This is a genomic window from Undibacterium sp. (genome assembly GCF_030683615.1).
Classification (GTDB): domain Bacteria; phylum Pseudomonadota; class Gammaproteobacteria; order Burkholderiales; family Burkholderiaceae_D; genus Undibacterium; species Undibacterium umbellatum.
In genome coordinates this window covers 264,204-278,302 of sequence record NZ_JAUXQE010000005.1, presented here as the reverse complement: position 1 = coordinate 278,302, position 14,099 = coordinate 264,204, and the positions used below count along the sequence as shown (strand labels likewise).

Genomic DNA, 14,099 nt, shown 5'->3' with positions numbered 1-14,099 from the left:
TCTCCTCATACCCCGCCGCTGTTGCCTGCAACGATGCTCATGACAGCCATGCGCACGGCGATACCAAAAGTCACTTGCGGCAGTATCACTGCCTGCGGGCCATCGGCCACGGCAGAATCAATTTCCACACCACGGTTCATAGGGCCGGGGTGCATGACGATGGCATCTGGTTTTGCCAGCGCCAGGCGTTCTGGTGTCAGGCCATAGCTCTTGAAATATTCTTGTGCTGAAGGCAGCAAGGCACCGCTCATGCGTTCATTTTGCAGGCGCAGCATGATGATGACATCGACGCCTTTCAGGCCTTCATCCATGTTGTTAAATACCCGCACGCCCATCTGATCCAGGCCGCCTGGCAACAAGGTACGTGGTCCTATCACGCGCACTTCCGGCACGCCCAGGGTTGTCAGGGCATGAATATCGGAACGGGCAACACGGCTATGCAAGACATCGCCAACAATCGCGACTGTCAGGTTGGTGAAGTCTTTTTTGTAGTGACGTATGGTGTACATGTCCAGCAAACCCTGGGTGGGGTGGGCATGGCGGCCATCACCGGCATTCACCACATGCACATGATGCTGTTTAGTGTCATTCAGATGCTTGGCGATCAGGAAAGGTGCGCCGGAAGTTGCGTGACGCACGACGAACATATCGGCATGCATGGCGGCCAGATTGTCGATGGTGTCGAGCAGGGACTCGCCCTTGCTGGTACTGGAAGCCGCGATATTGAGATTGATGACATCTGCCGACAAACGTTTGGAGGCAATTTCAAAAGTCGTGCGCGTGCGGGTAGAGTTTTCAAAGAACAGATTGAAGACGCTTTTGCCACGCATCAGAGGCACTTTTTTGACTTCCCTGTCGCTGACGCTGACGAAAGAAGATGCGGTATCGAGAATATGGTTGACGATGGCTTTCGGCAAGCCGTCTATCGTCAGCAAATGCTGGAGTTCGCCGTGTTTATTGAGCTGGGGATTATGCATGGTCGACAGAGATGCTGAAAGTGCCGTCATCTGCACGTTGCAGATTGACAGAGACGGCGGGTTCAAATGAGGCGGTATGGGCTACAAAATCAGCAGCCACCGGCAATTCGCGGCCACCACGGTCTACCAGGGTAGCCAGCATGATGCGGGCCGGACGGCCATAATCGAATAATTCATTGATGGCGGCGCGGGTGGTACGGCCTGTGTACAAGACGTCATCTACCAGGATGATTTGTGCGCCATCGACATCGAAAGGAATTTGCGTAGGTTTGACTTCGGCATGCAGGCCCTTGGCGGCATAGTCGTCGCGGTAAAAAGAGACATCAATACGACCCGCTTTATTCGGCAAGCCCAGGTCTTGCACCAGGCGCTCGGCTATCCAGGCACCGCCTGAATAAATGCCAACGATGGCAAGTTTGTCTTGTGCCAGCGCATGTGGCCTGATTTGCTCCAGTAGCTGCTGATACAGGGCCTCTGCATCAAGCTGGGCAGCATTAGTCGTCGTGGTAGTCATGGCATTTCATCAAAATATTGTTGCAGAATAAGGGCAGCCGCATCGTCATCGATGAACTCGCCACGCGAGCCTGAGAGTACAGCGGAAGTATAACGTTCATCGACCAGCACGGCAGGCAGATTGAAGCGACCATTGAGCTGGTTGGCAAAGCGCTTGCAGCGCTGTGTCATTTCATTGTCGGCACCATCGGGATGCATGGGCAAACCCACCACGCACAACACGGGCTGCCATTGTTCTATGAGCCTGGTGATGTCAGCAAATTTGCCGTCATTGGTAGGGGCGTGGATGATGCTGAGTGCTTCAGCCTGGCGTAAAAAGGTATTGCCAACTGCAACGCCTATGCGCTTTAAACCAAAATCAAAGGCGAGTATCGTACCTTCGCTTGCAGCCATCAGGCGTGCCCCGCTTCGGATGCCAGCATCAGTGGGTCTATACCCAGTAATTTGATGGCGGCGGCAAAACGTTCTTCCAATGGCAAATCGAACAGGATGCGCGCATCAGCAGCGACGGTCAGCCAGCCATTGGCCAGTATCTCTTGCTCCAGCTGACCAGCACCCCAGCCGGCATAACCGACGCTGATCAGGACTTGCTCGGGCCCGTCACCGGCAGCCACGGCTTCCAGTACATCGCGTGAGGTGGTGAAGGCGATCTCTTCGGTCACTTTTAATGAAGATGAATATTCACCGACAGGGGTATGCAGGACAAAGCCACGGTCGTCCTGCACCGGCCCACCAAATATAACTGGGCGTTTGCCTATGGGGTGGGAATCAGGAATGATTTCCAGCTTCAGGTCTATGCGGTCAAACAGGCCAGCCACCGTCAACTCGATGGCACGGTTGATGACCATGCCCATGGCACCGCGTGGGCTGTGCTCGCATAGATAAATCACCGTGCCGCCAAAGACGGGGTCCATCATGGATGGCATTGCAATCAGGAAATGATTGGTTAAATTCAATTCCAAATTGTTATCGTCTTCGCTTTTCACCTGGAATTTATGTCTGGATGTCTTCGGGGCCGACTGTGTTGCATCGTCGTGCAGATTGGTATGTAGTGATTTTGTTTGCTTCGCCATGGTCACATTTTAGCATTTTTAGCGTGTATTTTCGATGTGTGCTAAGGTGCCACACTGCGTTTTGACCACACCATCAGACAGATCATGCAAGAAAATAAAGTCCATTACCCGCGTTCCCTGGTCTGGTTCCGCCGCGACCTGCGAAATTTTGACCATGCTGCCCTGTACCATGCCCTGCGGCAAAGTGACGAGGTCTACTGCACTTTCATCTTCGATAAAACAATATTAGACAATTTGCCAGAAAATGACAGGCGGGTGGCCTTTATTCATGAAAGTATTATTGAACTGGATCAGGAACTACAGCAAATGGGTGGTGGTTTGCTGGTCTGTTATGCCAAGGCAGAAGCAGCTATCCCGCAACTAGTGGCTGAGCTTGGCGTGGATGCCGTGTTCACCAATCATGATTACGAACCACAGGCAGTGGCCCGGGATGAATCCATCAGGCAAGAATTATTAAAACGAAATTGTGTATTTCTGAGCTTTAAAGACCAGGTTATTTTTGAAAAATCAGAAGTCTTGTCGCTGGCGAATACCCCCTTCTCTGTCTTCACGCCTTACAAAAATGCATGGCTGAAAAAATTTCATGCAGAGGGGAGCGACTTTTATTCGCGCTCTTACCCTATAGAAAAATACGCACACAAGCTAAGCACGATCTCAGCGCAAACCATACCTACGCTGGCAGAAATGGGTTTTGCGCAGGCCGCAGAGCGCCGTATGCCAGTTGCTGCGGGCATGTCGGGCGCACGTACTTTGCTAGAAGACTTTGTCGGCCGCATGAAACTGTATGACCAATCACGCGATTTTCCGGCGGTCAAGGGGCCATCTTATCTGTCAGTCCATTTGCGCTTTGGTACGATATCGATACGGCAACTGGTGCAGGAAGCCATGCGGCAAATACGCATCTCTGCCAATCGCGGAGCAGAAATCTGGTTGTCCGAACTGATCTGGCGCGACTTCTATTTTATGATCCTGCATCACCATCCTCATGTCGCCCATCGCTCGTTCAAGGCAGACTACGACGCTATAGAGTGGGAATCCGGTCCCCAAGCTGACGCCCACTTCGCCGCTTGGTGCGAAGGCCGCACCGGCTACCCCCTGGTCGATGCCGCCATGCTGCAACTGAACCAGACCGGCTACATGCACAACCGCCTGCGCATGGTCACCGCCTGCTTCCTCATCAAAGACCTGGGCATAGACTGGCGCCGCGGCGAAGCCTATTTCGCCGAACACCTGAACGACTTCGACCTCTCCGCCAACAACGGCGGCTGGCAATGGGCATCCTCCTCCGGCTGCGATGCCCAGCCTTACTTCCGCATCTTCAACCCCATCACCCAGTCAGAAAAATTCGACGCCGAAGGCAAGTTCATCAAACGCTACCTGCCGCAACTGGCGAAACTGGACAAACGCAGTATCCATGCACCGTGGAATGCAGCACCGCTATTGCTGGAACAGGCTGGGGTGAAGATAGGCACGGATTATCCATTTCCACTCGTTGAGCATGATGTGGCGCGCAAGCAGACTTTGACGCGGTATGCTGTGGTGAAGAAGGTAGCTGCGCATGAGGGGGATGATTGACGGCTAGTCGAACTCATACCGATAGCAATATGGGCATGCTGGTTTTGACGTTGCCGTTGGTTTTGACGTTGCCGTTGGTTTTGACTTTGTTATTGCAGTTGCATCTGCTTTTGACTTTTGCAGTTCCCATGTGTAGACGCCATTTGTGCAGCACAGAAAATGGAAAGAGAAAGGCCGATGTTTGAGCCGCAGGCGAGTTTTCGGACTTTCCCATTTTCTGTACTGCACAAATGGGAACCCCGCAGGGGCGACTACGCCTGGGTCGCCTTTTTGGCTTACCTTTTTGGCGAAGCAAAAAGGTAAGTAGCTGCCGGTCTACCACCGGCCTGCAATCGCAATTCAACACATGTCTGTATTGAAAATCTGCGGCAGAAAATCCCGTTACGGCATGCAATGAACGCCGCTGGATTCCAGCCATAAGCGTGCTGGAGCGCCAGCCCGGTGGAATGACGACTTTTAGTGCACGGCCATTCAATCACCATAAATTACAACGGCAAAAAACCAATACCAAAAACAAAAACAAAAAAGCAGAGATCACTCTCTGCTTTTTTGACTATCTAAAATCTACAGCCTACTTACACTATCACCGCCGCATCCTTACCCACAAACCCCATAATCGCCCCCAACAGATCATCTTCGCGATAAGGCTTACCGAAGTACTCATTGACACCGAGTTCTTTCGCATAGTTCCTATGCTTATCCGCAGTACGCGAAGTGATCATGATGATAGGGATATGACTGGTACGTGAATCACTGCGTACGTTACGCGTCAGATCGAAACCATCCATGCGTGGCATTTCAATATCAACCAGCATCACGTCCGGTGTCACTGACTGCAATTGTTCCAGCGCATCAATACCGTCTTTTGCCAGAATGACCTGGAAGCCTTCGCGTGTCAGCAAACGCTGGGTTACGCGACGCACGGTCAGAGAATCATCCACCACCATGACAGTATGCTGGGTACGCAGCCCTTGCACAGGCTGGGTTTTCACTTCAGCCACCTCTGTCGCACTTTGCAGGTTCGCGACGGCACCCATATCAGGAATTGCCTCTGTACCCAGTTGTTGCAGGCGCGCATGTTCATGCTCCATGCGTTGTGCCAGCGGTACCGGATTCAGAATCAGAACGATTTCACCGGAACCGAGTACGGTCGCGCCAGCTATACCTGTCATACGTGCCAGTTGCGGGCCGATGTTTTTAACAACCACCTCGCGGTTACCCAGAACGTCATCGACGTGAATCGCGACACGCTCGCCACCGCTCTTCATGATCAGGAGCGGGCTGTATTGCTGTGTCATCGGAGTGGCATCGTCCTGACCCAGCATGGAGGACAGATAGTACAAAGTCACACGCTGACCTTGCCACATGACTGCGCCATCGTTGTAGGCATTTGCCAGGGCATTCGATTTCAGTTGCTGCACTTGCTCGACCAGAACGGAAGGTACGGCAAAAGTACGGCCACCAGAGCTCAGCAATACGACCTGCGTGACAGCCAGCGTCAAAGGCAGGCGGATGGTAAATTCAGCGCCCTTACCTTCATTGCTGATGACTTCAACACGGCCACCCAGCGATGCTGCTTCAGAGCGAACCACGTCCATACCGACGCCGCGACCGGCGAGTTCGGTAATTTCAGTGGCTGTCGAGAAGCCAGGTTCGAAAATCATGTTGGCTGTTTCCACATCACCAGGCGTGTCTTCATTGGTAATCAAGCCAACAGACAGCGCTTTTTCGCGGATGCGGGTCAGGTTCAGGCCCTGGCCATCATCGCTGAAGCGGATCACAACTTCATTACCTTCCTGTCGGATTTCTATCAGCAATTCACCAGTTTCTTCTTTACCTTGATTACGCCTGTTTTCACGGCTCTCAATACCGTGAACAATCGCGTTACGCAGCAAGTGTTCGAATGGACCGGCCATTTTTTCCAAAACGCCCCTATCCATCTCTACCGTTGCACCGCGTATATCCAGGTTGACGCGCTTATCGACTTCTTTGGAAGTCTGACGAGTCACGCGATACAGACGCTCGGAAATGCTGGCGAAAGGAATCATACGCACGCGCATCAAATCCTGTTGCAAGTCACGTGTCAAACGTGCTTGTACCAGCAAGTCATTCGATGCACCATCGATAGTACGGGTCAAGTTGGTTTGTACGGTGGCCACGTCGCTGACACTTTCGGCCATCATGCGCGTCAATTCTTGCAAGCGGGTAAAGCGGTCAAATTCCAGCGGATCAAATTCACGGTCACCAGAATGCGCCATGCGTGAGGTGATCTGCGTTTCTGCCTGAATCTCGACTTCACGCAACTGATCGCGCAGACGGTTGACGTTCTCAGTCAATTCACTGAGAGATGAGCGCAAGGTGCTGACTTCATTTTCCAGACGTGAACGCGAGATGGAAACTTCACCAGCCTGGTTAACCAGACGGTCAAGAATATCGGCACGTACACGCACCAGTGGAACTGGAGTATTTGCACCCACCGGCGTATTTACCGGCGCAGCCACAGCTGTCGACGGTGTTGCACGTGTCATCACAGGCACAACAGGCGTCAGATTCACCAATTCATTGATAACGACTGGCGCATCGGTATTGCTGGCGGCCATTTGCTCCTGGAACTGATCCAGCTCTTGCGCTGTAGTCAGTGGGGCATCCGCCTGTACAGGTGCTGCATACGCTTCCGGATGCAGCAAGCGGTCAAACATGTGCATGCTGTGATCGTGACGTGCCAGCAAATCATCCAGCAGGGAAGCGCGCACTGCGCTACCGCCATGCATCAAGGTTTCGATGCGTGATTCCATGTCATGGATGTGCTGACCCAGGCCCATGGCACCCGCCATACGGGCACTTCCCTTGATGGTATGCATGATACGGGCGATGGCTTGCGGTGCTGCCATGTCGTCCGGCTTTTCTTGCCAGGTACGCAGCAATTGGCCAACCATAGGTAGCAAGTCATTACCTTCTTCTATGAAGACAGGCAACAAGTCCATATCCAGATCATCACGGATCTGTACGGTGCCATCACTTGTTGGAGCCACATATTCGGCTGCGGCTGGCTGTGCTTCCGCAGTAACGACTTCTGGTTCGGCTTCTGGCTCAGGCTGAACAGCTTCCAGTGCCACAGGTTCTGTCACGGATACGGGTTCAATGACTGGCGCAGACTCAACTACAGACTCAGCTTCCAACTCAGGCAATGCCACAGGTTCTAAAGCTCTTACATCCAATGGCAGGACATCGTGGATATCATCCATTGCGTCCGTCATGATGGTACTCATGCGATCAACAATGGTCTCAACTGGCGCGTCTGGTTCTGGTAAAGCTTCTGCGTGTATCGTCGCCAGTGCGTCAAGTTCAGGCAAGATTTCTGCGCTGACTGTCTCTGCTGGCAAATCAGCGACCAGTTCCTCTTCAACGACAGGCAGGGCTTCCAGCACTTCTGCATGTTCGAGATTGAAATCTGGTTCAGGCACAGCTTCAGCAAGTACTGGCAAGTCTTCGAGTGGTAACGCGACCTCAGGTTCGTTGTCTTCGATAGCTGGCAAACCGAGTGACAAATCTGCAGTCAGTGTTTCTTCTACCAGTGCATCGACATGAGGTAAATCCTCAGACAAGGCGACCAGGTCGAGTTTCTCGTTGGTTGAAGTAATGAATTCTTCATCAGCCCCTGCATTGGAACGCTCGATGACGACTTGCAACAAGTGTTCGAGCTGGCGGATTTCTTCTGGTGCCGGCGCTGCCATTTCTGACAAGGCAAATTTTTGCAGCATGCGCTTGGCCGAATCGAGCGAACGGTCGAGCACATCGTACTCAGATTCCAGCAAACTTACTGGATGACGTTCCAGTCTCTGCAAGACGAATTCCAGACTGTGCGCAAGTTCTTGCAGCGGCTTGAGGCCGACTGTCGCTGAACTTCCCGCCAATGAATGGCTGGCGTGGATGGCATGCGTGGAAACATGGCGATCTGGTTCGTGTCTCCATTCTGCAAAATCTTGCACTAGGAAACGGACGATCTCATCCGTTTCTGCCATGTAAATGGAGTACAGAGGCAGACTGATTTCTATATCACCAATGCGCTTGATATTGTCATCCACGCTAGGCGATGGTGCAGACAAATCAGGGAAATCGATAATTTTTGCAGTTGCTGACTCTGCGACTTCGTGTACTTTAGCAATTTCTTCGTTGGCAGCAATCTCCAGCGGCAAGACTACTTCAGGTACTTCGTCTACAGACTCGACGCTTGCAGCAAGCAGGTCGGCGGTTTCTGTTGATAAATCGATGTGAGCAAGTTCTTCTGCAAGTTCCGCGACAGGTAAAGCAGCTTCTGGCAGGTCTGCAGCCACAGTTTCTACCACTGCCGTTTCATCCAGCGTCAATTCAAACGGCAAATCTGCCACCAGGCCTTCAGCTCCCTGAGCTGGCATATCTTCCAATGCGACGGCCACTTCAAGCGCGCGCTCAACAGGCAGGGAGATTTCTTCAATCTTGACAGGTGTATCCAGCGTCAATTCAGGCAATGCATCCGCAGTCTCTTCAGCCGCAGAGGTAATCGTCTCACTCACTGCCGGTACTGCAGATGCCGTTTCGGGCTCAGGCACAAGTTCAACTGGTGTAAATTCAAACGCTTCCAGTTCGACCGGGGCATGCTCAATTGTTGGCACAGCTACTTCAATCTCAGGAATAGCCAGTGCTTCAATTTCAACTTCTTCAGGCAATGCTGCTGCGTAAATTTCTTCTGCAACTGGTTCAGTCAGCACTTCTGGTTCTGGTGTTGTGGGCGCTATTACAAGCTCAGCGACTTCAACAACTTCTGGAATATCCTGATAATCGAGACCTGATTTGACACGTTCAGCGGCAGCGATAATCGCTTTGCCAGTGCGTGGCGAGACGCCGCTTTGTTTTAATTCCTCTACCCACTCAACCATCTCGCGGGCAGTACGGTCCAGCAGGGCATACAGGTTTTCATCACCGCTACGAGAGTCAGACAGCCACAGGTTCATGACTTGCTCTATGCTCCAGGCAGCTTCGCCAAATACCATCAGGCCAACCATGCGGCCACTACCTTTAAGGGTATGGAAGGACCGACGCAAGCTGGTCAGGTATTCCTGGTTATTGGTATCTTTTCTGGACAGTGGCAAAGTAGTCTGGACATAAGCCAGCACTTCGTCAGCTTCCATGAGGAATATTTCCAGCAATTCTGCATCAATGGCATCATCACCAACAGGAATATCCTGAGCCTGCGCAGTTGCTACAACAGGTTCGGCTGCTGCAGTAACGATATCCTGCAAAGCTTCTGAAGTTCCTGACTGATCGGTTTTGCCTAGCATATCAATGGCAGATTTGGCGCGATCTGATGCGGCAGTGTCATCCAGCAGTATAGCCACTGAACGTTCGGACTCCAGCGAACTCTTCAGTTGCGCCTGCAAGCCTGCATCATGTGGTGTTTCTGCCAGAGAGGCGGCCAGACGGGCAGACTCCTGCTGCTGCTGCGCCAGTTCCTGCTCGGCAGTTTTCAAGACTGCGACCTTGGTTTCCTGGCCATGTGCCTCTTCACCAGGCAAAAGTATGTCGGCGCTAGGCAATAATTCCTTGCTCGCTTGTGCTTCCAGCAAGTTGGAACGGAACAAGCCCGCTTCCTGATCAAAATTAAATTTCTTTTTTGCCGTCTCAGGCTGGGATTGCAAAGTCTCGATAAAGAAAGACAAGGCACCGATGTTTTGCGCGACATTTTCATGCGCTGCAGCCTGAGCCACCGGGTCTGCTGCATCTTCTGCCGAGAATTTGCTAATCATCTGACGCGTATGATCAACTGCCAGCAGGGCATCATCCTGATCCAACATGGCTAGTGCGCCGCCGATCTGGTGCAGATTGCCATCGATAGGTTTCAGGGTTTCTTTATCGGCCGGATTGCGGAAATATTCATCCAGCACTTTTTCTATATGGCGCAGACTGGACTGCATCTCGCCTACCAGAACGCCCATAGTCTGACGTTGTTGCGCTTCGCGGGAAATCTCACCCATCCAACTCGCCTGTGTTTGCGGAGTTTCACCGGAAACCACAGACAACAAACGCGTAGTAATCTCTTCTGCCCGGTCTGCAAAATTGGCCGGCAAACGTGTTACATGATCAAGCGCATGCTCGACAAACAACAGGCTGGTCGCCAGTTCTATGCCCAGCTTACTGCCATCAGGGGAATGAGCGACATGGCGCGCAATCCCATTCAATTCGCGCAAGAGTTTTGCCAATGCTGGCGCATTCAAACCTGCGCCAGTATCGGCCAGGTCGGTCATTTTTTGCGAAAACTTTTCTGCCAGGCCAGTTTCGCCATTGGCGATTCTGCCCCAAAAATTTTTCACTGCAGACAATTGCTCCTTCGCAGCTGTCAGCGCACCAGCTGTAATCTGGCCATAATTCTTTTTGTCGTAATCAACGGGCACTTTGTCATCAAGCTGATAAGCCTTGCGTACCCGCGTGACAAATGGGGATGGTGATTCAACCTGGGCCAGGAAAAACAGGGCATCGCGCAACAGGCGTTCAGGAATGGTGCTGACACCTTCTACCAGACGACGGATTTGCAGATTGATGCGGCCAAAAATTTGTTTCACATATTGCTGGTTGTCGATGGCACCATGGCCAACCGCCTCAACAAATGCACGCATCACAACCCAGAAAGCCTTGGCCTGGGAATTGGTTTGACCGTTTTCGATTTCAGCGATCAAATCATGCATGGACTGGGTAGCCAGTTTTTGCTGATCCTTGTCCTTGCTGGTCAGGACGGTCAGCAAAAGTTTTTCAAAACGCTGACGCAAGCCTGTGTAACTGACAGCCACAGCCTTGCTGCTGACAGCCAGTTCAGGTATCTGCTCTTTGGCTGATAAAGAGGGGAAAAACAAATCGGCTGGATGGATACGCTCGGCACCCTTTAATTCCAGCAAAGCGCGGTAGTACGGGAACAGACGCACTGGCTGGTGCGGCGCTCCTGAGAGTAAGTCTTCCAGATAACGCAAGACAGCATGGAAGGCATCGACGATGACTTCTACATTGGCTTGTGTCATCTCAAGCTGCCCGCTTTGCAAGCGCTCGAGCAATTCTTCTATGGTTTCTGTAACGATGGATACGCCATCGATATCAACAATCTGCAAGGCACCATGGGCTTGATGCAGATAGCTTTTTGCATGTAGTAAAGTGGTGGGGCGGGTTTCAGTGTCTTGGGCAAGTGCGTCGGTCAGCATTTTGCCGGCGTTCGTGATTGCTTCCCGCACTTCTCCCATCACCCAGGATAGCGGCCCGATGTCGAACTGCTCCTGTGGAAGATCTGGCGATTTTGAAAAATCGGATGTCATGCGTACTCCGCAAACTCAAGGGTAATGGACCGCAGTCCATTACCGTGCAAATATGATAAGGTTGCAGCTAGTGGGCAGTAACAGTGAAGGCGCACGTGAAGGGCATGTGCCCGGCAAACCAGGGCAAAACCAGGCTTCCAACTATACACAGCGATAGCGACGCTATCGCGAGTATTTGCAAGGTCGCCCTGGTCGGCTCGCACATGGCAGGCACTTCGCTTTTCACTGTTACAGTCCACTCTCACAACCGGGGCGTGAAAATCAGGCAGCAACCCGGAACCGTGACACAGAGTTCTTGAGTTCTTCCGCAAGCATGGACAATTCTTTAATGGAAACCGCAGTTTGCTGCGTACCATGCTGCGTTTGTTCGGTGATGGTCAAAATGTGCTGGATATTTTGTGCAACGCCGTTGGCTGAGGTAGCTTGTTGTTCCGTCGCCAGCGAGATACCTTGAATCAGTTCCGCCAGACGGTTGGAAACGCTACGGATTTCAGACAGCGCCGTACCGGCCGCATCTGACAGTTTTGCTCCCTCAACCACACCCTGAGTGGATTTTTCCATCGCGGCAACCGCGTCATGGGTATCCGTTTGAATCGTACGAACCAGCGCACCAATCTGCTTGGTCGCTTCAGCGGAACGTTCCGCCAAACGCTGAACCTCTTCCGCAACCACCGAGAAGCCTCGACCGGCTTCACCCGCAGACGCCGCCTGAATCGCCGCATTCAGCGCCAGTACGTTGGTTTGTTCGGTAATATCAGAAATCAGTTCAGTGATCTCACCAATCTCTTGTGAAGACTCACCCAGACGTTTAATACGTTTGGAGGTTTCCTGGATTTGTTCGCGAATCTCGTTCATACCCTTGATGGCGTTTTCCACCGCATGGGCACCTTGCTCCGCCGCAGCAACCGACTGACGCGCAACCTCGGCTGATTCATTCGCAGAACGGGAAACGTCAGTAATTTCAGCCGCCATCGTCAGAACCACCTGACCAGCATCAGAAATCTCGCGTGACTGTTGTTCAGACGCAGTCAACAAGTCGCTGGAAATATTTTGTGCTTGTGTAGACGCTGAGGTAACTTGTTCTGCAGTTGCCGTAACACGACCTACCAGACCCCGCAACTCTTCCACCGTATAGTTAACCGAGTCGGCAATCGCGCCCGTGATATCTTCAGAAACCGTTGCCTGTACTGTCAAGTCACCATCCGCAACCTCTTGCAATTCATTCATCAGTCGCAAAATCGCGGCCTGATTCTGGTCGTTCGCGGCTTTCGCTTCTTCTTCCTGTTTCTGCGCTTGCATCATTTGTGCCGCAGCTTCAAGACGACGATCATTCGCTTCCCTGGCGCGGTTACGGCTTTCCTGCAACTGAACGAAACCGATACCAACCGCAGCAAGCAAAGCGAAGAAGGCGGAGCCCAGCATCAACATGAAGTAGATACTGGTACCATCCTGTTCAGCAGTATAGGTTTTCTGCAATTTGGACAATTTTGTTTTGAGATCTTCGTTCTCGTTAAACACCAATTGTTCAGATTGTTTTGCAGCGATAAAGTTTTGCAGATTACCCAGAATGCTGGATACCCAAACCTGATATTCAGCAAAGGTTTTTTGCAACTCGGCCAGCTTGTCGCGGGTGTCCGCATCTTTCGAGGCAGCCAGGCGCAATACATCACTACCATTGAGGAAGCCGTCAACCAGATCACGGAAAGTATTGGTATCCTTACCCAGCAAGAATGCCGTTTCTGGATTAACACCCTCGGAAGTCAGAAATTCATTCGCACTACGACCCAGACGCTGGGTCAACATGACCAGCTGACCAGCGGCATTAATTTCACGAGCAGATCCACCGCCCTGTACTTTCAGGGTAGAGATTTGTTCTGTCAATTCCAGCAAAACCGGAGACAGGGCATTCATTTTTTGCAGGGTCTGACCGAAACCTGTCAATTCTTTCTGACGGTTCAAAATCGTTTCAGCGGCCTTGTTTGAGTTACCCCAAGCTTTTTGCGCTTCCTTGACTGCTGGTTCCAGTACAGAGTCTGCACGCTTGACCGAACGGCCTTGATAATTACCGCCGTTCAACAGAATATTCAAGTCATTGTTCATTTCTGAACGGCTGTCCTTAAGCTGTTTAAACGCCTCGACGTTACCCTGAATCGCATTCGGAGCCGCTTTACCAATACGCTGCGAGTGCATCAGCGCCTCACCAGCGATCTGCGCCTGGGTAGACAAGAGTGTCGAATGCTCAGAATTCAGATAAACGGAAGCACCGCCCAGCAGCAGGAAAAATGCCATGGTTCCGAGCAAGAAGTTGGTCTGACGACGAACCGACATGCCGCCAATGATGGGCAGGCGTATGCCAGTCCCCTTCTCCAGCGCATCACCAATGAAGGTGGCATCACCATAAGACTCAACCTTGGGCACGGCAGTTTCAGCTGCAGCAGGCGGGTTGACGGCTGCCTGCGTTGCAGGAGTCACCATTTTTACATTGTTTGCTTCTTCAATTTCAATCGAATCAGCATTCCCGAACGACCTTGCCGCAACTTCTGCTCCGTCAATTTCCGGATCTTCTTTATCTTTGGACAAGAACGGTAGATTAAATGCCATTACTAAGTCTCCTAAACGATTGAAAA

The 14,099-nt window shown here is 52.0% G+C and carries 7 protein-coding genes; 1 reads left to right on the top strand and 6 read right to left on the bottom strand.

Translation table 11 applies throughout. The annotated features are described in order from the left end of the window. Window positions 1-5: 5 nt before the first annotated feature. The 4 genes from Q8K39_RS02530 to Q8K39_RS02515 are packed head-to-tail and all read right to left on the bottom strand — an operon-like array spanning window position 6 to window position 2,563. Window positions 6-977, bottom strand: coding sequence for an aspartate carbamoyltransferase catalytic subunit (locus Q8K39_RS02530; protein WP_186952126.1), 972 nt, complete (start codon window positions 975-977; stop codon window positions 6-8). Beyond that, window positions 970-1,491, bottom strand: a complete 522-nt coding sequence (gene pyrR, locus Q8K39_RS02525) for a bifunctional pyr operon transcriptional regulator/uracil phosphoribosyltransferase PyrR (protein WP_305258157.1) — start codon at window positions 1,489-1,491, stop codon at window positions 970-972. Before pyrR ends, Q8K39_RS02530 begins: the two co-directional genes overlap by 8 nt. Next, complete coding sequence (ruvX, locus tag Q8K39_RS02520) at window positions 1,488-1,883, bottom strand: Holliday junction resolvase RuvX (RefSeq protein WP_305258156.1); 396 nt, start codon at window positions 1,881-1,883, stop codon at window positions 1,488-1,490. Before ruvX ends, pyrR begins: the two co-directional genes overlap by 4 nt. After that, a complete protein-coding gene (locus tag Q8K39_RS02515; RefSeq protein WP_186952124.1) occupies window positions 1,883-2,563 on the bottom strand; it encodes a YqgE/AlgH family protein in 681 nt (226 codons plus the stop codon). The genes ruvX and Q8K39_RS02515 overlap by 1 nt, the downstream gene beginning before the upstream one ends. A gap of 84 nt (window positions 2,564-2,647) precedes the next feature. On the opposite strand from Q8K39_RS02515, the gene Q8K39_RS02510 reads away from it, so the two are divergent. Next, entirely contained in the window at window positions 2,648-4,138 is a 1,491-nt protein-coding gene (locus Q8K39_RS02510) for a deoxyribodipyrimidine photo-lyase (RefSeq protein ID WP_305258155.1), read from the top strand. A gap of 575 nt (window positions 4,139-4,713) precedes the next feature. Here Q8K39_RS02510 and Q8K39_RS02505 read toward each other — a convergent pair. Together Q8K39_RS02505 and Q8K39_RS02500 are read right to left on the bottom strand one after the other, a co-directional pair. Further along, window positions 4,714-11,472: an Hpt domain-containing protein gene (locus tag Q8K39_RS02505; RefSeq protein WP_305258154.1), complete on the bottom strand. Its 6,759-nt coding sequence runs from the start codon at window positions 11,470-11,472 to the stop codon at window positions 4,714-4,716. A gap of 261 nt (window positions 11,473-11,733) precedes the next feature. Continuing rightward, the gene (locus tag Q8K39_RS02500) at window positions 11,734-14,073 is read right to left on the bottom strand and encodes a methyl-accepting chemotaxis protein (RefSeq protein WP_186952121.1); all 2,340 of its coding nucleotides are present in this window, start codon (window positions 14,071-14,073) and stop codon (window positions 11,734-11,736) included. Window positions 14,074-14,099: the final 26 nt, after the last annotated feature.